The organism is Actinokineospora sp. NPDC004072 (assembly GCF_053604195.1).
The window spans coordinates 25,971-44,618 of sequence record NZ_JBSGHB010000018.1; the positions used below are offsets into that span (position 1 = coordinate 25,971).

16 protein-coding genes are annotated in these 18,648 nt (G+C 74.0%); 8 read left to right on the plus strand and 8 right to left on the minus strand.

Going from position 1 to position 18,648, the window contains the following annotated elements:
* Positions 1-756: 756 nt before the first annotated feature.
* The 3 genes from galE to ACWEPX_RS25075 are packed head-to-tail and all read right to left on the minus strand — an operon-like array spanning position 757 to position 3,612.
* On the minus strand, positions 757-1,716 hold the full coding sequence (gene galE / locus ACWEPX_RS25065; RefSeq protein ID WP_451899681.1) for a UDP-glucose 4-epimerase GalE: 960 nt from the start codon (positions 1,714-1,716) through the stop codon (positions 757-759).
* 16 nt (positions 1,717-1,732) lie between these two features.
* The gene (gene galK / locus ACWEPX_RS25070) at positions 1,733-2,920 is read right to left on the minus strand and encodes a galactokinase (protein WP_451899682.1); all 1,188 of its coding nucleotides are present in this window, start codon (positions 2,918-2,920) and stop codon (positions 1,733-1,735) included.
* On the minus strand, positions 2,917-3,612 hold the full coding sequence (locus ACWEPX_RS25075; protein WP_451899683.1) for a metal-dependent transcriptional regulator: 696 nt from the start codon (positions 3,610-3,612) through the stop codon (positions 2,917-2,919). Before ACWEPX_RS25075 ends, galK begins: the two co-directional genes overlap by 4 nt.
* A 76-nt stretch (positions 3,613-3,688) precedes the next feature.
* On the opposite strand from ACWEPX_RS25075, the gene ACWEPX_RS25080 reads away from it, so the two are divergent.
* Entirely contained in the window at positions 3,689-4,540 is an 852-nt protein-coding gene (locus ACWEPX_RS25080; RefSeq protein ID WP_451899684.1) for a sulfurtransferase, read from the plus strand.
* 7 nt (positions 4,541-4,547) lie between these two features.
* Here the strand turns inward: ACWEPX_RS25080 and ACWEPX_RS25085 are convergent, their stop codons facing one another.
* Entirely contained in the window at positions 4,548-5,282 is a 735-nt protein-coding gene (locus tag ACWEPX_RS25085; RefSeq protein WP_451899685.1) for an arginase family protein, read from the minus strand.
* A 47-nt stretch (positions 5,283-5,329) separates the two neighbouring features.
* On the opposite strand from ACWEPX_RS25085, the gene ACWEPX_RS25090 reads away from it, so the two are divergent.
* The 7 genes from ACWEPX_RS25090 to ACWEPX_RS25120 all read left to right on the plus strand — a co-directional run bounded on the left by ACWEPX_RS25090 (position 5,330) and on the right by ACWEPX_RS25120 (position 14,235).
* Positions 5,330-6,505, plus strand: coding sequence for an acetoin utilization protein AcuC (locus ACWEPX_RS25090; RefSeq protein WP_451899686.1), 1,176 nt, complete (start codon positions 5,330-5,332; stop codon positions 6,503-6,505).
* A gap of 11 nt (positions 6,506-6,516) precedes the next feature.
* Positions 6,517-9,183, plus strand: a complete 2,667-nt coding sequence (locus ACWEPX_RS25095; protein ID WP_451899687.1) for a bifunctional acetate--CoA ligase family protein/GNAT family N-acetyltransferase — start codon at positions 6,517-6,519, stop codon at positions 9,181-9,183.
* A 72-nt stretch (positions 9,184-9,255) separates the two neighbouring features.
* The gene (locus ACWEPX_RS25100; protein WP_451899688.1) at positions 9,256-10,764 is read left to right on the plus strand and encodes a carotenoid oxygenase family protein; all 1,509 of its coding nucleotides are present in this window, start codon (positions 9,256-9,258) and stop codon (positions 10,762-10,764) included.
* Positions 10,761-11,744 (plus strand): winged helix-turn-helix transcriptional regulator, encoded by a 984-nt coding sequence (locus tag ACWEPX_RS25105; protein ID WP_451899689.1) that lies wholly within the window; start codon positions 10,761-10,763, stop codon positions 11,742-11,744. The genes ACWEPX_RS25100 and ACWEPX_RS25105 overlap by 4 nt, the downstream gene beginning before the upstream one ends.
* 4 nt (positions 11,745-11,748) lie before the next feature.
* On the plus strand, positions 11,749-12,228 hold the full coding sequence (locus ACWEPX_RS25110; RefSeq protein ID WP_451899690.1) for a hypothetical protein: 480 nt from the start codon (positions 11,749-11,751) through the stop codon (positions 12,226-12,228).
* A 125-nt stretch (positions 12,229-12,353) separates the two neighbouring features.
* Entirely contained in the window at positions 12,354-12,893 is a 540-nt protein-coding gene (locus ACWEPX_RS25115) for a hypothetical protein (RefSeq protein ID WP_451899691.1), read from the plus strand.
* 400 nt (positions 12,894-13,293) lie between these two features.
* Entirely contained in the window at positions 13,294-14,235 is a 942-nt protein-coding gene (locus tag ACWEPX_RS25120; RefSeq protein ID WP_451899692.1) for a peptidoglycan DD-metalloendopeptidase family protein, read from the plus strand.
* 58 nt (positions 14,236-14,293) lie between these two features.
* On the opposite strand, the gene ACWEPX_RS25125 is transcribed toward ACWEPX_RS25120, so the two are convergent.
* From ACWEPX_RS25125 to ACWEPX_RS25140, 4 genes are all read right to left on the minus strand, one after another.
* Positions 14,294-15,955: a fumarate hydratase gene (locus tag ACWEPX_RS25125; RefSeq protein ID WP_451899693.1), complete on the minus strand. Its 1,662-nt coding sequence runs from the start codon at positions 15,953-15,955 to the stop codon at positions 14,294-14,296.
* 345 nt (positions 15,956-16,300) lie between these two features.
* Entirely contained in the window at positions 16,301-17,272 is a 972-nt protein-coding gene (locus ACWEPX_RS25130; protein ID WP_451899694.1) for a sigma-70 family RNA polymerase sigma factor, read from the minus strand.
* Between the two features lie 167 nt (positions 17,273-17,439).
* Complete coding sequence (gene dtd / locus ACWEPX_RS25135; protein WP_451899695.1) at positions 17,440-17,865, minus strand: D-aminoacyl-tRNA deacylase; 426 nt, start codon at positions 17,863-17,865, stop codon at positions 17,440-17,442.
* 10 nt (positions 17,866-17,875) lie between these two features.
* Complete coding sequence (locus ACWEPX_RS25140; RefSeq protein WP_451899696.1) at positions 17,876-18,592, minus strand: class I SAM-dependent methyltransferase; 717 nt, start codon at positions 18,590-18,592, stop codon at positions 17,876-17,878.
* Positions 18,593-18,648: the final 56 nt, after the last annotated feature.

The window sequence follows — 18,648 nt, forward strand, 5'->3', positions numbered from 1 at the left end:
GTCCGGTGCTGGTGGCGAGGTTCGGTGCTGGTGGCCGGTGTGCCGCTGGCGACCGGTCCGGTGCTGGTGGCGAGGTTCGGTGCTGGTGGCCGGTGTGCCGCTGGCGACCGGTCCGGTGCTGGTGGCGAGGTTCGGTGCTGGTGGCCGGTGTGCTGCTAGCGGTCGGTCCGGTGCTGGTGGCGAGGTTCGGTGCTGGTGGCCGGTGTGCCGTTAGCGGTCGGTCCGGTGCTGGTGGCGAGGTTCGGTGCTGGTGGCCGGTGTGCCGCTAGCGATCGGCTCGGCTCTGGCGGCGAGGTTCGGCGCTGGTGACCGGTGGACCGCTAGCGGTCGGTGCTGGTGGTCGATCCGGCGGCGGTGTCGGTCCGGGCCGTTCGCGGTGGTGGTCCGCTCAGCGGCGCGGTCGGGCCGGTGGGGTGGCTGACTGGGGGCCGGTGGCGGTCCGGTGGGCGTTCCACTGCCGGTTGACGGTCCACTCGCCACTCGCGGGCGGCGTGACCGCCGCACGGTCCGGCCGGTCCATTGGGTTGCTGCGTGGTGCGGCTGGGCAGTGTCGCTGCACAGCGCGCCTTTCAGGTGCGCCTGCCGGGTTCGGCTGTGCGTGCGGTTGGGCGTGCTGCGGTTGCGTGCCGTGCGAATGCTGGGGAGGCGGGGTGGTCGGTGGCGTCGCCGGGTACCCCGCCCCCCACCTCCCGCGCCCGCCTTCCCCGGCAAGCGTTTCGTAGTTCGATTCCGGCCCCCCGTAGGAGGAGGTGGTGCTCAGGCCAGGTGCTTCTGGGTGAACTCCCAGGCGTCCGTGACGATTTGGGGGAGGTCGGTGCGCTTGGGGTGCCAGCCGAGGTGGGTTTGGGCGGCGGCTGAGGAGGCGACCAGGACGGCTGGGTCGCCGGGCCTGCGGGGGGCGACGTCGGTCGGGATGGGGTGGCCGGTGATGTCGCGGCAGGTCTGGACGACCTCGCGGTTGGAGAAGCCGGTGCCGCTGCCCAGGTTGAAGATGCGGTGCTGGCCCGCCTCGGCGTGGTCGAGGGCCAGGAGGTGGGCGTCGGCCAGGTCGACCACGTGGATGTAGTCGCGGACGCAGGTGCCGTCCGGGGTCGGGTAGTCGTCGCCGTAGATGGCGAGCTTCTCGCGCTTGCCGGAGGCCACCTGGAGCACGATCGGGATGAGGTGGGTCTCGGTCGTGTGCCGCTCGCCGAAGCGGCCGTAGGCGCCTGCGACGTTGAAGTAGCGCAGGCTCACCGCGGCGAGGCCGTGCGCCGCCGCGTAGGAGGTGATCGCGTGGTCGATCGCGAGCTTCGTGGCGCCGTAGGTGTTCGTCGGGCGGGTCGGGGCGGTCTCGGGGATCGGGACCGCGTCCGGCTCGCCGTAGGTGGCCGCGGTGGAGGAGAAGACCAGCCTGGGGGTGCCCGCCGCCCGCATGGCGTCCAGCAGGCGCAAGGAGGTGACCACGTTGCCCGACCAGTACTTGGCCGGGTCCTGCATCGACTCGGCGACCAGGGACTTGGCCGCGAAGTGCAGCACGCCGTCGAAGCCCTCGGCGAGCAGCTGCGGGGCCGCGTCGCCGATGTCGGCCTGCACGAAGCGGGCGCCGTCGGGGACCGCGTCGGCGTGGCCGGTCGACACGTCGTCGACGACCACGACCTCGTGGCCCGCCTCGACCAGCCGGGCCGCGCACACGCTGCCGACGTATCCGGCTCCGCCGGTCACGAGCAACTTCACCTTGGGTCTCGCCTTCCTAGTAGTCCCGGCCCGCCCCAGCGGAGGGGGCCGCGGTGAACAGGCGGGGCTCGGGCAGCGACCGCCGGGCGTACGCCGAGCGCACCGCGGCGCCCGCCGCCGCCACCTGCTCCAGCGGGAGCAGGGCGATGGCCGAGCCGCCGAAGCCGCCGCCGGTCATCCGCGCGCCGAGGGCGCCCGCGGCCAGCGCGGCGTCCACGGCGACGTCGAGTTCCAGGCACGACACCCGGTAGTCGTCGCGCAGGCTGGCGTGCGACGCGGTCAAGTGCGGGCCGATCCCCGCGAGGTCGCCCGCCCGCAGCAGGTCGACCGTGCGCAGCACGCGCTCGTTCTCGGTGATCACGTGCCGCGCCTGGGGAACGAGGTCGTCGGGCAGGCGGTCGAGGTCGGCCGCGGTCGCGTCGCGCAGGGCCGGGACGCCCAGCAGGGCGGCGGCGCGCTCGCAGGCGGCGCGGCGCTCGCCGTAGGCGGAGTCGGCCAGCGAGTGCTTGGCGCGGGTGTCGACCACCAGCACGGCCAGCCCGTGGGCGGCGGCGTCGAACGGCACCTGCTCGCCCGCGCCGGACCGCACGTCGAGGAACAGGGCGTGCCCGGCGACGCAGCGCAGCGACGCGGTCTGGTCGAGCAGGCCGGTCGGGGCGCCGACGAAGTCGTTCTCCGAGCGCTGCACCCACCGGGCGACCTCGTCCAGCGTCGGCCCGCCCGCGGTGCCGGGGGCGCGGTCGGCCAGGCCGAGCAGCGCCAGGGCGACCGCGCATTGCAGGGCGTGCGACGAGGACAGGCCCGCGCCGGTCGGGACGTCGCCGGCGATCACCAGGTCGGCCCCGCCGCGCACGTCCTCGTGGCGCAGCGCCCAGGCGACGCCGCTGGGGTACGCGGCCCACCCGGTCACCCGGCCTGGTTCGAGGTCGGCGACCGCGACCGGCTCGGCGGGGTGCGGGCTGCCGTCGCCGCCGATGGTGGTGACGGCGAGCACGCCGTCGGCGCGCGGGGCGGCGGCGACGGCGCAGCGGAACGGCAGGGCGAACGGCAGGACGTAGCCGTCGTTGTAGTCGGTGTGCTCGCCGATCAGGTTGACCCGGCCGGGAGCCGACCACACCCCGTGCGGGGCGCGGCCGGTGCGGTCGGCGAACGCGCGGGCGGCGCGCTCGGCCTGGGAGGTGGTCGGGCCGCCCAGGTGCGTCACCTGGGCAGGGCGAGGACGGCGTGCAGCACGGTGGGGGAGAAGCTGCCCGCGCCCGCGTCGCCGGTGACCTCGATGGCCGAGCCGTCGCCGCGGGTGGCGCTGACGTTGACCAGCCGCCCCGGGATGATGCCCGCCCGCTTGAGGTCGGACATCAGCTCCGAGTCGGGCTGGATGTGCTCGGCGATGCGGCGGATCTCGACCTTGCCGCCGCCGCGGCGGGCGACCTCGTCCATGCGCATCAGGCCCGCCTCGACCGGCGGGGCCGGCTCGCCTGCGCCCAGCTCGTCCAGGCCCGGGATCGGGTTGCCGTACGGGGAGGTGGTGGGGTGGCCGAGCAGCTTGACCAGCTTGCGCTCGACGGCCTCGCTCATCACGTGCTCCCAGCGGCACGCCTCGGCGTGGACCTGCTCCCACTCCAGGCCGATGACGTCGACCAGCAGGCGCTCGGCGAGGCGGTGCTTGCGCATGACGGCGACGGCCAGCGAGCGGCCGTGGTCGGTCAGCTCCAGGTGCCGGTCGCCCGCGACCACGACCAGGCCGTCGCGCTCCATGCGGCCCACCGTCTGGCTGACCGTCGGGCCGCTCTGGCCCAGCCGCTCGGCGATGCGGGCGCGCAGGGGGACGACGCCTTCCTCTTCCAGCTCGTAGATGGTCCGCAGGTACATCTCGGTGGTGTCGATGAGCTCGTTCACGGCCGTTCCCCTTCGTCCCCTTACATCTTAATCGTTGACAGAACCGACCCGGCCGGGGCTCGGGCAGGATGGGCGGGTGAACGCACCCCTGGTGACCCCGGCCGCACTCCGGTCCCTGCTGGACGGTCCACTGGCTCCCGCCCTGCTCGACGTCCGCTGGCGCCTCGGCGGCCCGCCCGGTCGCCCGGAGCACCTGGCCGGGCACCTCCCCGGGGCCTGCTACGTCGACCTGGACACCGAGCTGGCGGGCCCGCCCGGGGCGGGTGGGCGCCACCCGCTGCCCCACCCCGCCGCGCTGCAGGGCGCGCTGCGGGCCGCAGGCGTGCGCGCGGACCGCCCGGTGGTCGTCTACGACGCGGACAACGGCATGGCCGCCGCCCGCGCGTGGTGGCTGCTGCGCTGGGCGGGCCACGACCGGGTCGCCGTCCTCGACGGCGGCTACGCCGCGTGGACGGCCGCCGGGCTGCCCGTGAGCACCGGCGAGGAGCACCCCGAACCCGGCGACTTCACGGTACGCCCCGGGGGCATGCCCGTGCTCGACGCCGACGAGGCCGCCGCCCTGGCCCGCACCGGCGTCCTCCTCGACGCCCGCGCCCCCGAGCGCTACCGCGGCGACGTCGAGCCGATCGACCCGCGCGCGGGCCACATCCCGGGCGCGCGCAACGCCCCGTTCTCCGCCAACACCACCGCCGACGGCCACTGGCGCACCCCGTCCGAACTCGCCGAGCACTACACCGCCCTGGGCGTGACCGCGGGCGCCCCGGTCGGCGCCTACTGCGGCTCCGGCGTCTCCGCCGCCTCGGTGGTCCTCGCCCTGGAGGCGGCGGGCATCACCAGCCCCGCGGCCCCCGCCGCCCTCTACCCGGGCTCCTGGTCCCACTGGTGCACCGACCCCGACCGCCCCGTCGCCACCGGCGAGACGCCGTAGGCCGGTCTTAGAACACGTTGAGCAGCTTGGCCCGGGTGGCGGTCTCCTCGGCGTCGCGGGCCGGGTGCCAGGGGCAGGCGACGTGCACGGCCACGACCCGGCCGGTGGCCAGGACGCGGTTGATCGCCGCCAAGACGCGGTCTGTCGAGGGGCCTCCGGGAACGGGGAACTTCATGCCGGTCAGCTCGGCGGCGTCGATCACGTCCAGGTCGACGTGCAGCAGCAGCGGCCCCTCGGGGAGGGCGGCGGCGTCCACCTCGTCGACACCGATGCGGGTGGTTGCGGCGGAGGCCAGGAAGTCGGCCTCGGCCGGGTCGAGGTCGCGGGCGTCGACCAGGACGGCGCGCTCCTCGGCCAAGGGGCGCAGCCCCAGCGGCTCGACCGCAGGCTCCGCGCCCATCGCCAGGCGCAGGGCCATACCGCCGAGGTAGCCCGAGGTCGAGGTGGCGGCGGTGTGCAGGTCGCCGTGGGCGTCGAACCACACGACGCCGGGGTCCGCGCCCGCCCGCTGCGCGCCCGCGAGGACCCCGAGGGCCACCAGGCAGTCGCCGGAGATCACGGTGGGGACCTCGCCCGCGGTGATCCGGGCCGCCACCGCGTCGGCGACGGCGGAGTGCAGGGCGATCAGGCGGGGCCAGAGCTCGCCCTCGGGCAGGTCGGGGGTGATCGGCTCGCCGGAGCGGGGGAGGGCGCCCGGCGGCAGGGGGTCGTCGTGGTGGAAGGCAACGATGATCGGGGTCACGCGGCGAGCCTAGGAGCTGGGGGGCGACCAGGGCCTATGGTTTTCGCATGGGTGACCGCGCCGCCGTTGTCTGGGATTCCGCGCTGCTGGGCTACGACATGGGCGGCGACCACCCGTTCAACCCCATCCGCCTCGAACTCACCATGCGGCTGGCGCGCGCCCTGGGCGTGCTCGACGGCGTGACCCCGATCGCCCCGGAGCCCGCGGGCGACCGCGACCTCGCCCGCGCGCACGACATGTCCTACGTCGACGCCGTGCGCGAGGCGCCCACCGTCGGGTGGGACGTCGGGCACGGGCTCGGCACCGCGGACAACCCGGTGTTCGACCAGATGCACGCCGCGTCGGCGCTCGTCGTCGGCGGCACGCTGGCCGCTGCGCGGGTGATCGCCGACGGCACGGCCGACCGGGCGGTCAGCATCGCGGGCGGGCTGCACCACGCGATGCGCGACCACGCGGCCGGGTTCTGCGTCTACAACGACTGCTCCGTCGCCATCTCCTGGCTGCTGGACAACGGCTTCGAGCGCGTGGCCTACATCGACGTCGACGTCCACCACGGCGACGGCGTGCAGGCCAGCTTCTACGACGACCCGCGCGTGCTCACCATCTCCCTGCACCAGCACCCGGCGACCCTGTGGCCCGGCACCGGCGCGGTCACCGAGCTGGGCGCGGGCGCGGCGCAGGGCACCTCGGTCAACGTCCCGCTGCCGCCGGGCACCCGCGACCCGGCCTGGCAGCGGGCCTTCCACGCGGTCGTGCCGTCGCTGCTGGCCGCGTTCGCCCCGCAGGTGCTGGTCACCCAGTGCGGGGTGGACACCCACGCCGAGGACCCGCTGGCCGACCTGTCGCTGTCCGTCGACGGCCACCGCGCCACCTACCTGGCCCTGCGCGACCTCGCCGACCGGTACGCGGGCGGCAAGTGGCTGGCCACCGGCGGCGGCGGGTACCAGCTGCTGCGCGTGGTCCCCCGCTCCTGGACGCACCTGATCGCCGCCGTGCTGAACCGCGACGTCGACCCCGAGACGCGGGTGCCGACCGAATGGCTCACCGCCGTGCGCAAGGTGGCCCCGCGCGCCGAGCTCCCGCTCATCATGTCCGACGGCGCCGACACCGCGTTCGACCCCTGGAGCGGCGTGCTGGAGGACCCGGTGGACGCGGCGGTCCGCGACGTCCGGCACGCCATCTTCCCCCTGCACGGCCTGGACCCGGACGACCCGCGCGACTGAGTAGGTGCTTCATGGACCCCTTCGACTACCCGCGCCACTGGGAAGCCGACGTGGTGCTGGCCGACGGCGGCACCGTGCACCTGCGCCCCATCGTGCCCACCGACGCCGACGCCCTGCGCGCCTTCCACGGCAGGCTCTCCGAGCGCACCCGCTACTACCGCTACTTCGGCCCCTACCCGCGCATCCCCGACCGGGACCTGCGCCGGTTCAGCACGGTCGACCACGAGGGCCGGGTCGCGTTCATCGCGCTGCTGGGCGACGACATCATCGCCGTCGGCCGCTACGAGCGGCTGGCGGGTCAGGACTCCGCCGAGGTGGCCTTCGTCGTCGAGGACGCCCACCAGGGCCGCGGCCTGGGCTCGATCCTGCTCGAACACCTCGCCGCCGCGGCCCGCGAGCGCGGCCTGGCCAAGTTCGAGGCCGAGGTGCTGGCCGAGAACGGCCAGATGGTGCGGGTGTTCCGGGACGCGGGGTACCAGGTCAGCCGGGCCTTCGACGAGGGCGTGCTGCACCTGGAGTTCGCCATCGACCCGACCGAGGCCGCCGTGGCCGTGGCCAGGGCGCGCGAGCAGGCGGCCGAGGCGCGCAGCGTGCACAACCTGCTGCACCCGCGGTCGGTGGCGGTCATCGGCGCGTCCACCGACCCGACGAAGATCGGGTACGCGGTCTTCTCCAACCTGCTCGCCGCCGACTTCGCCGGGCCGGTGTTCCCGGTCAACGCCGAGCACCCGTCGGTGCGCGGCGTGCGGGCCTACCCGTCGGTGCTCGACATCCCCGACCCGGTGGACCTCGCCGTGGTCGCCATCCCGGCGGCGGGCGTCGACGAGGTGATGGACGCCTGCCTGGCCAAGGGCGTGACGAACCTGGTCGTGGTGACCTCCGGCTACGGCGAGACCGGGCCGGACGGGCGCGGCGCCGAGCGCAGGCTGGTGGGGGAGGCCCGCGCGCACGGCATGCGCGTGGTCGGCCCGAACGCCCTGGGCGTGGTCAACCTGGACCCGGCCGTCCGTCTCAACGCGACACTCGCGCCGACCCTGCCCGGCCCCGGCCGCACCGGCTTCTTCTGCCAGTCCGGCGCGCTGGGCACCGCGATCCTGGCCGACGCCGCCGCCCGCGGCCTCGGCCTGTCGACCTTCGTCAGCGCTGGCAACCGCGCCGACGTCTCCGGCAACGACCTGCTCCAGTACTGGGAGACCGACCCCAACACCGACGTGGTGCTGCTGTACCTGGAGTCCTTCGGCAACCCGCGCAAGTTCGCCCGGCTGGCGCGCAGGCTGGGGCGGCGCAAGCCGATCGTGGCGGTCAAGTCCGGGCGCAACGCCGTGCTGCCCGCGCTGGCGGCGACCGGCGTCGCGGTGGACGAGGCCAGCGTGCAGGCGCTGTTCGAGCAGGCGGGCGTGATCCGGGTCGAGTCGATCGCCCAGCTCTTCGACACCGCGCTGCTGCTGGCCAACCAACCCCTGCCCGCGGGCGACCGGGTCGCGGTCGTGGGCAACTCCTCGGCCATCGGCGTGCTGGCCGCCGACACCGCGCTGGCCCAGGGCCTGGTGCTGGCCGACGACCCCGTCGACGTGGGCGCCCAGGCCGGGCCGGAGGTCTTCGCCGAGGCCGTGGCCAGCGCCCTGCGCCGCCCGGACGTCGACGCGCTGGTCGTGGTGTTCGTCCCGCCGCTGGCCATCCCCGGCACCGCCTACGCCGCCGCGCTGCGCGAGGCCGCCGCCGACGTGGCCGCCACCAAGCCGATCGTCTCGACGTTCCTGGCCGCCGAGGGCATCCCGGCGTCGCTGGCCGTGCCGGGGCCCGATGGCGCGCCCGGCAAGGGATCCATCCCCAGCTACCCCAGCCCCGAGCGGGCCGTGCTCGCGCTGGCGCGGGCCGCGGGCTACGCGCGGTGGCGCTCGACGCCGCGCGGGCACCTGGTCCGCCCGGAGGGCATCGACCAGCCCGCGGCCGCCGCCGTCGTGTCCGCCGCGCTGGCCGCGTCGGGCGGGACGGAGGTGGAGCTGGCCGACGCGCAGGTGATCGCCCTGCTGGCCGCCTACGGCATCCCCGTCATGCCGTTCCGGGTCGTGGCCGACGCCGACGCGGCCGTGGCCGCGGCCGCCGAACTCGGCCTGCCGGTGGTGATGAAGACCGCGGGCAGGCGCTTCCGCAGGCGCAGCGACCTCGTCGGCGTCCGCCTCGACCTGTCCACTGAGGACGGCATCAGGACCGCGTACGCCGAGCTGCGCCAGGTGTCCGGTGTGGACGAGGTGTACGTGCAGCGGATGGCGCCCAAGGGGACCTCGTGCAGCATCGGCCTGCAGGACGACCCGTCGTTCGGCACGCTGGTGTCCTTCGGCCTGGCCGGGCTGATCAGCGACCTGCTCGGCGACCGGGCCTACCGGGCCCTGCCGCTGACCGACACCGACGCCGACGCCCTCGTGCGCGCCCCCAAGGCCGCCCCGCTGCTGGCGGGCTACGGCGGCGGCGAGCCCGCCGACCTGGCCGCGCTGGCCGACCTGGTGCTGCGGGTGGCCGCGCTGGCCGAGGACGTCCCCGAGGTGCGCGAGCTGGCGCTGGAGCCGGTCCTCGCGTCGGCCGCCGGGGCGTACGTGACCGGCGGCCGGGTCACCGTCGGGCCGCCGCCCTCGCGCCACGACAGCGGTCCCCGCAGGCTGCGCACCCCGGGAGCCTGACGCCTGGCCTGCTGACTTCACTAGTTGTAGTCTGAAGATCGCCCGCCACAGACCGACCCGGGGAGTCCTGGAGTGGACGTGGAGATCATCGGCCGGGTGCTCAGCACCCTGCCCGACGACGACGACCACCCCTACCGCAGCGGGCCCTGGCGGCCGCAGGCGGTCGAGCGCGCGGCCGTCGACCTCGACGTCGTCGGCGAGATCCCGGCCGACCTCGACGGGGTGTACCTGCGCAACACCGAGAACCCGGTGCACCCGGCCATCACCCAATATCACCCGTTCGATGGCGACGCGATGGTCCACCTGGTGGGCTTCCGCGACGGCAAGGCGTTCTACCGCAACCGCTTCGTGCGCACGGACGGGTTCCGCGCCGAGCAGGCGGCGGGCCGCTCGCTGTGGGCCGGGGTCGCCGAGCGGCCCGAGGTCGCCATCGCCCCGGGCGGGTGGGGGGCGCGCGGGCGGATGAAGGACGCCTCCAGCACCGACGTCGTGGTGCACGCCGGGGTCGCCCTGACCAGCTTCTACCAGTGCGGCGAGCTCTACCGGCTCGACCCGCTCACCCTCGACGACCTGGGCAAGTCGACCTGGCACGGGGACTTCCCCGCCCAGGGGGTCTCCGCGCACCCGAAGGTGGTGCCCGGGACCGGCGAGATGCTGTTCTTCAGCTACGGCAAGCAGGCCCCCTACCTGCACTACGGCGTCATCGACGCCGACGACCGGCTCGTGCACCACACCCCCGTCGAGCTGCCCGGCCCGCGCCTGCCGCACGACATGGCCTTCACCGAGAACTACGCGATCCTCAACGACTGCCCGCTGTTCTGGGACCCCGACGGCCTGGCGGGCGGCCACCACGTGGCCCGGTTCCACCCCGACCTGCCCATGCGCCTGGGGGTCGTCCCGCTGCGGGGCACCGAGGTCCGCTGGTTCGAGGCCGAGCCCACCTACGTCCTGCACTGGGTCAACGCCTACGAGGACGGCGACGAGATCGTCCTCGACGGCTTCTTCCAGGGCGACCCGGAGGGCAGGCACGGCGTTTTCGCCGGTGACCAGCGCTACGCCCGGATGTTCCGCATGCTGTCGCTGGATGGGATGCAGACCCGCCTCCACCGGTGGCGGCTGGACCTGGTCACCGGCACAGTGAAGGAAGAACGGCTCAGCGAGTCGATCACCGAATTCGGTATGATCAACCCAGACCGCGCGGGTCGGTCGTACCGCTACGCCTACGCCTCGACCGGCGCGCCCGGGTGGTTCCTGTTCGACGGCCTGGTCCGCCACGATCTGAGCACCGGAGCCGAGGACCGGTACCGCTACGGCCCTGGGGTGTTCGGCAGCGAGACGGCCGTCGCGCCGCGGGTCGGGGCCAGCGACGAGGACGGCGGATACCTGATCACGATGACGACGGACATGACCGAGGACCGCTCGGAGTGCCTGGTGTTCGACGCCGCCCGGGTCTCCGACGGTCCCCTCGCGCGGGTCGCGCTCCCCGAACGGGTGAGCAGCGGGACGCACAGCACGTGGGCCCCCGGCTCGACGCTGCCCGGCTGGCGCGGGGCCGCCGACCCGCTGGGCCGCCCATCATGATCCATCCGCCGGATGGGCCGACCCGGCTCGGCGCCGGTGGCGACAACGCCATCGCGTGGGCCATCGGCATCACCGCGGACGAGTGGACCCTGCTGATCCTGCGCTACGCGCTCACCGACGGCGTCACCCGCTTCCAGCAGTGGCAGGAGCTGCTGCCGATCTCCACCGCCGTGCTCAGCGGCAGGCTGCGGCGCATCTGCGAGGTCGGCATCTTCGACCCCGCCGCCTACACCGACAAGCCGCTGCGCCACGAGTACCGGCTCACCCCGCGCGGGATGTCGCTGTGGCCGATGATGGCCGCCATCTGCGGCTGGGAGGGCGTCTGGGCGCACGGGCAGGCCGAGCCGGTGCCGGTCATGGTGCACCGCGGCTGCGGGCGCAGCTTCGAGCCGCTGATGGCCTGCGCCACCTGCGGGGAGATCGTCGAGCCGCGCGAGGTCACCGGCGAGTTCGGGCCCAGCGGGTCGTGGCCGCGGTCGGCGCCCAACACCACCCTGCGGCGGCGCTCCAGCGGGTCATCGACGCTGGGCCCCGGGTTCTTCCCGCACACCCGCGTGCTGGTCGGCAACCGCTGGTCGGCGGCGATGATGGGCGCGGCCTACCTCGGCGCGCACCGGTTCTCGGAGTTCCAGCGCCGCCTCGGCGCGCCCGCCACGGTCATCGCCGACCGGCTGCGCCGCTTCCAGGCCATCGGCGTGCTGCGGGCCGCGGACGGGGAGAACCGCCCCGACCGCTCGGAGTACCGGCTGACCGACAAGGGGCGGGCGTTCTTCCCGGTCGTGATGTCGGCGATCGAGTGGGGCCAGCGCTGGTTCCTGGCCCCGGAGGGGCCCGCGGTCATCTTCCGCCACCGCGGCTCCGAGCACCCGTTCTCGGTGCTCCTGCGCTGCTCGGAGTGCGTGGGGGTGCTGGTGGGCCGGGAGATCTCGGTCGTGCCGCGCGCGGCCGTGCAACCCCGCCGCGGCGCCGTTCCGTCCTGAGGTCATGACCCGACGCATAGGCATCCTCGTCGGGACCGCCCTGCTCGCGCTGGCGACCGCCTGCGCCGACCCGCAGTCCGCGCCGGAGCAGGCGCCGGTCCCGCCCCAGTCCGACCAGGCCCAGTCCGCGCCCGGCCAGGACCCGCAGGAGCAGCCCGGGCGCGTGCCGCCCAGCGGAGCCGAGCCGGTCCCGGCCGACCAGGTGGAGGCCGCGGCCCTGCCTGCCGGCTACCCGGTCGAGGCGTGGACCGCCGACGGCGGCACCACGCTCGGCCTCGGCGCCCAGGAGGGCGGCTGCGGCAAGGCGAGCGCGGAGGTCACCGAGCAGACCGCCGACACCGTGGTGGTCACCATCGTGGAGACGACCCCGGCCAAGGCCGAGGCGTGCACGATGGACATCCGGTACGTGACCGTCACCGCCGAGCTGGCCGAGCCGCTGGGCGAGCGCGAGGTGGTCCTGAAGACCGAGTTCCGCAAGTCCTGACCGCGAGTCCACCGCCCCGGTCGGCATGCCCCTGCCGGCCGGGGCTCTCCCGTGCCGGAACGCCGCAAAGGTGAGGAATCGTCCCGAGCTGCAACCGCCGGGCGGATGACTACCGTCCTCTACTTATGAAGCGTTCCGTGATCCCCGCCGCCCTGCTGGTCCTGCTGGCCGCGACCGCGTGCGGCGAGCGCCAGGCCAACGGCGTCCCGGAGGCCCCGCTGGGCGCGGGCTCGCCGTCGCTGACCCTGCCCCCCAAGCCCACCTCGGCGGTCGCGCCGCCGGAGACGACCGAACCCGCCCGCCCGGGGCTGACCACCGGCCCGTCCGGCGTCGTGGCCCCCGCCGGGTACACCCCGCTGCCGCCCGGGCAGGTCGACGACCGCCGGATGCCCGGCGAGGTCGACTACGACAAGCGGGTCTGGGTGTCCGCCGACGGGCGCGCGCTGGCGCTGTTCGCCGTCGCCCCGACCCCGTGCACGCCGATGGAGGCCACCGTCACCGCGGCCGACCCGCGCCAGGTGCGGCTGGCCGTGGCGCCGATGGCCCAGCCGCAGGGCGGGCCCGAGGGCCAGGCGTGCGCGCAGGTGATCGCCCCGGTCCCGGTTTCGGCGATGTTGGAGGACGCGCTGGGGGACCGCCGGGTTGTCCTGACGACCGGCCCGTGAAACGTGACCCTGGTCACCCGACGGTAGAGCCGATCGCCCCGTCGACTGTGGGAAAGAGCTGATCTCCCGCCTCCGCTGACCGCGAACCGCGCCAAGTCAGCGGGGGCGGACTTGCGCCAGGTCATCGCTGGGATGGGCGATGAGCAGTGCTCCGGATGACCTTGGCGGCCTTCCTGAGAACACCCTGAGTAACCGATCTTCATCCATTGGCGGGCCCTGACCTGCAATCTTTGACCCAGGTCACAGAGTGTTTGCCTATTCGGTTGCGCATGGTTAGCGTCTCGGCGTTCGTCACGGTTCGGTCACGAGCGTGTGGCATTGCGGTTCCCCCGCCGCGTGTCGCCCGGGATCCCCCGCCCGGTGCTGGTCCGGACCTCCCCGAGACGGAAGGCACTGCCTCATGCCCACCGAGGGCCATAGTCACGACCCGGTGCAGCCCACCGCGGGCAAGCACCGCAAGAAGAAGTCCACGTTCCCCAAGGCCCATCTGGCGGCTCCGGCCGTCGCCGCGGCCGTCGCCGTCGCAGTCGGGGCCCCGCTGCTGGCCGCTCCCGCGGCCACGCAGCCCGACTCGGCAGTCAGCGACGTCCTCACGATGGCCTTCACCACCGAGCCCGCCGCCGTCAAGGTCCGCACCTACCCGGTGCGCGTCCAGACGGCCGCGGCGGAGGCCGCCCAGGTCAAGCAGGCCGAAGCGGCCCGCGAGCGCCAGCGCAAGGCGCAGGCCGCCGAGAAGGCCCGCATCGCCAAGGTCAAGCAGCAGAAGGAGCAGGAGGCCAAGGCGCGCAAGCAGGCGGCCGAGCGCAAGAAGGCCGCCGAGCAGAAGAAGGCGGCCGACCGCAAGGCAGCCGAGCGCAAGAAGGCCGCTGAGCGCAAGCAGGCCGTCGAGCGCAAGAAGGCGGCCGAGCGCAAGAAGGCCGTCCAGCGCAAGCAGGCGTCCCAGGTGCGCGCCAGCGGCTGGGTCAAGCCCACCACCGGCACGTTCACCTCCGGCTTCGGCTCGCGCTGGGGCACGACCCACTACGGGGTCGACATCGCCAACAGCATCGGCACCCCGATCCGGTCCGCGGCGGCGGGCACCGTCATCGACGCGGGCCCGGCCAGCGGCTTCGGCCTCTGGGTGCGGGTGCGGCACAACGACGGCACCATCACCGTCTACGGCCACGTGAACGAGATCCTGGTCAGCACCGGCACCCGGGTGTCGGCGGGCCAGCTCATCGCCACGATCGGCAACCGCGGCCAGTCCACCGGTCCGCACCTGCACTTCGAGGTGTGGGTCGACGGCGGCCGCAAGGTCAACCCGGTCCCGTGGATGGCGGCCCGCGGCGCGCCGCTCATCTAAGGCGCACGACGGCGAAGGGGCCCGCTCACCCGAGCGGGCCCCTTCGCCGTGCCTGCCGCTAGCGGCGGAACGAGATCTGCAGGGTGGGCTGCGCGGTGCCCGCGAAGAAGTCGTTGCCCTTGTCGTCGACGACGACGAAGGCGGGGAAGTCCTCGACCTCGATCCGCCAGACCGCCTCCATCCCCAGCTCGGGGTACTCCAGCACGTCGACCTTCTTGATGCAGTCCTGGGCCAGCCGGGCCGCCGGGCCGCCGATGGAGCCCAGGTAGAAGCCGCCGTGGCGCTGGCAGGAGTCGGTGACCTGCTTGGACCGGTTGCCCTTGGCCAGCATCACCAGCGACCCGCCCGCGGCCTGGAACTGCTCGACGTAGGAGTCCATGCGGCCTGCCGTCGTCGGCCCGAAGGAGCCCGATGCGTAGCCCTCGGGGGTCTTGGCCGGGCCCGCGTAGTAGACCGGGTGGTCGCGCAGGTACTGCGGCATCGGCTCGCCCGCGTCCAGCCGCTCCTTGATCTTGGCGTGGGCGATGTCCCTGGCCACCACCAGCGGCCCGGACAGCGACAGCCGGGTCTTGACCGGCAGCCGCGACAGCGTCTCCCGGATCTCGGCCATCGGCCGGGTGAGGTCGATGCGCACGACCTCGTCGGACAGCTCGGCGCCCTCGACCTCGGGCAGGAACCGGGCGGGGTCGCGCTCCAGCTGCTCCAGGAACAGGCCCTCCGGGGTGATCTTCGCCTTGGCCTGGCGGTCGGCCGAGCAGCTGACCGCGATGCCGACCGGGCAGGACGCGCCGTGCCGGGGCAGCCGGACGACCCGCACGTCGTGGCAGAAGTACTTGCCGCCGAACTGCGCGCCGATCCCGAACTCCCTGGTCATGGCCAGCACCTGCTGTTCGAGGTCGACGTCGCGGAAGCCGTGGCCCAGCGCGGAGCCCGCGGTGGGCAGGGTGTCGAGGTAGCGGGCGGAGGCCAGCTTGGCCACCTTCAGGTTCTGCTCGGCCGAGAGCCCGCCGACCACGACGGCCAGGTGGTAGGGCGGGCAGGCCGCGGTGCCCAGGCTGCGCAGCTTCTCGTCGAGGAAGCCCGCCAGGCGCTTGGGGTTCAGGACGGCCTTGGTCTCCTGGTAGAGGAAGGTCTTGTTCGCCGAGCCGCCGCCCTTGGCCATGAACAGGAACTCGTAGACCGGGTCGGTGCCCGCCTTGGTGTGGATGTCGATCTGGGCGGGCAGGTTGGTCCCGGTGTTCTTCTCGTCCCAGAACGTCACCGGGGCCATCTGCGAGTAGCGGAGGTTGAGCTCCTGGTAGGCCTCGAACACGCCCCTGGCGATCGCCTGCTCGTCGGTGCCGCCGGTCAGCACGCTCTCGGTGCGCTTGCCCATGACGATCGCGGTGCCGGTGTCCTGGCACATCGGCAGGATGCCGCCCGCGGAGATGCAGGCGTTGCGCAGCAGGTCGGTGGCCACGAACCGGTCGTTCCCGCTGGCCTCGGGGTCGTCGACGATGGCCCGCAGCTGGGCCAGGTGGGAGGGGCGCAGCAGGTGCTGGATGTCCTTGATCGCCTCTTTGGCGAGGGTGGTGAGCGCCGCGGGCTCGATCTCCAGGAACCGCCTGCCCGCCGCCTCGACGACCCGCACGCCCTCGGCGCTGACCAGCCGGTACTCGGTGGCGGGGTCCGGGGCGGTGGGGAGGACGTCGGTGTAGTCGAAGTTCGCGGTGGTGGTCACGGTGCAGCGGCTCCCTTGCGCGCGTCCGGGGGGTGCCCTGGAAACTACCCCGTTGACCACGCGCCGGGCCCGCCGTCCCCCTGTGATCCTGCCCCGGAAAGCCCGGTGATCCTGCCCCGGAAAGCCGGAAGGCCGGGGCGGCCCCCGGCCGTCCCGACCTCCCGTCGCAACGGGCCGTCCCTGGGGGCGGCCCGCGAAGCTGTGATTGCTAGACCCTGCCGTGATGGCGATCACAAGTCAACGTCTATCTGAGTGACGTAGCAGCACCGGGATGGGTTGCTCCACGCGGCGGACTTCCTGGCCCGCGAGTTCCCGGCCGCGCCCCCTGCGGCGCGGCCGGGAAGGTCAGCTGGCGTAGGCCCGCAGCTTCTCCGCGCGCTCGCCCTGGCGCAGCTTGGACATGACCTCGCGCTCGATCTGGCGGACCCGCTCGCGGGAGAGGCCGAAGCGCTTGCCGATCTGGTCCAGCGTGCGCGGCTGCCCGTCGTCGAGGCCGTAGCGCAGCCGGATGACCGACTGCTCGCGCTCGTCCAGGGTGCCCAGCACGCGGCGCATGTCCTCCTGCAGCAGGCCGGAGATGACCACGGTCTCGGCGTCGGTGGCCTCGCCGTCCTCGATGAAGTCGCCCAGCGGGGCGTCCTCCTCGGTGCCGACGGGCATGTCCAGGCTCACCGGGTCGCGCGCGTGGTCGAGCAGGTCGGCCACCTTCTCCGGGGCGATGCCCGCCTCGCGGGCCAGCTCCTCGGTGGTGGCGTCGCGGCCCAGCTGCTGGTGCAGGTCGCGCTTGATCCTGGCCAGCTTGTTCACCTGCTCGACCAGGTGGACCGGCAGCCGGATGGTGCGGCCCTGGTCGGCCATGCCGCGGGTGATGGCCTGGCGGATCCACCAGGTCGCGTACGTGGAGAACTTGAAGCCCTTGGTGTAGTCGAACTTCTCCACCGCGCGGATGAGGCCGAGGTTGCCCTCCTGGATCAGGTCAAGCAGCGGCATGCCGCGGCCGGTGTAGCGCTTGGCCAGCGACACGACCAGCCGCAGGTTGGCCTCCAGCAGGTGGTTCTTCGCCCGGTGCCCGTCGCGGACCAGCGCCCGCAGCTCGCCGCGGCGCTCGGCCGCCAGCTCGGGGGCGGTGTCGAGCATGTGCTGCGCGAAGACCCCCGCCTCGATGCGCTTGGCCAGCTCCACCTCCTCCTCGGCGCTGAGCAGCGCGGTGCGGCCGATCCCGTTGAGGTACACGCGGACCAGGTCGGCGGCCGGCCCCTGCGCGTCCAGGTCCGCCTCGTAGGCCACTTCCGGCTCGCGCTGGTGCGGGATCGTCATGGTGCTCCTCCCCCTGTCGCGGTGGTTCTGCCTCTCCCAACGTGCGCGGGTCCCGAATCGTTCCCGCCCACACTGTGATGACGGTCCCCGTGACCAGGGGGTTGTTCAGGTTTGGCTGAGGTTTCGCTGAGAATGCGCGACCGTCCACCCGGGACAGGGGAAACCGGTCAAACCTCCACCAGGACCGTGAACGGACCGTCGTTCACGCTCTCCACCGACATCATGGCTCCGAAGACACCGGTCTCCACCCGGGCGCCCCGCGCCCGCAGCGCGGCGACCACCGCGTCGACCAACGGCTCGGCCTGCTCGGGGCGCGCGGCCTCCGTCCAGGAGGGCCTGCGGCCCTTCCGCGTGGCCCCGTAGAGGGTGAACTGGCTGACCACCAGCAGCGGCGCGCCCGCGCTCGCGCAGGACTGCTCGTCGCGCAGGATCCGCAACTCGTGCAACTTGCGCGCCATCACGTCGGCCTTGTCCGGGCCGTCGTCGACGTGCACGCCGAGCAGGACGAGCAGGCCGGGTTCCTCGATGCGCCCGACGATTGAGCCCTCAACGACCACGGAGGCCCGGGTGACCCGGGCGGCGACTGCCCTCACCGGGGCATGATCACACGTGGGCGACCAGGTGGAAGTAGCGGGCGGTGAGCACGTACGGCTCGCGCGTGGACAGCTCCAGCTCCAGCTCCTCCAGCTCGGCGGTCAGCTCCTCGGCGGGCAGGTACCCGGCCACGCAGCTGACCCCGTACCGGGCGACCACCTCGGCGCCCGCGGCGGCCAGCTCCGCGCGCACCTCGTCGGCGGTGCAGGCGCCCGCGTCGACCTCGCGCAGCGCGCGGACCGGGTCGTGGCGCTTCAGGGCGGCGTAGAGGGGCGCGGAGGCGGGGTTGGGCGCGAGCACCGAGAGCAACCCGCCCTCACGCAGCGGAGCGGCCAGGGCGCGCAGCAGCGCGGGCCGGTCGTCGGCGAAGTGCACGAGGTTGTGGCAGAGGACGAGGTCGAAGTCGTGCTCGCCGAACAGCTCGGGGGCGTCCTCGGCGGTGGCCTGCACGATGTGCACCCGCTCGGCGACGCCGTGCTCCTCCGCGCGCGCCTTGGCCGAGCAGAGCATGGCGCCCGCGGGGTCGAGCACGGTGACCTCGTGCCCGGCCAGCGCCAGCCGCACGGCCTCGCTGCCGCCGCCGCCCGCCACGTCGAGGATCCGCTGCGGGCCGCTCACGTGCCGCAGCAGGTTCGCCTCGGTCACGCGGTGGCGCAGCCTGCGCGCCGGGGTGTCCGGGCGCGGCGGCAGCGCCCGCGGTCGGGTCTCGACCATGTCGAGCGTCATCCCTCGTTTGTACCGGTGCCCGTGGATTTCCCCATGCATCTCTACCCGGATGGCCC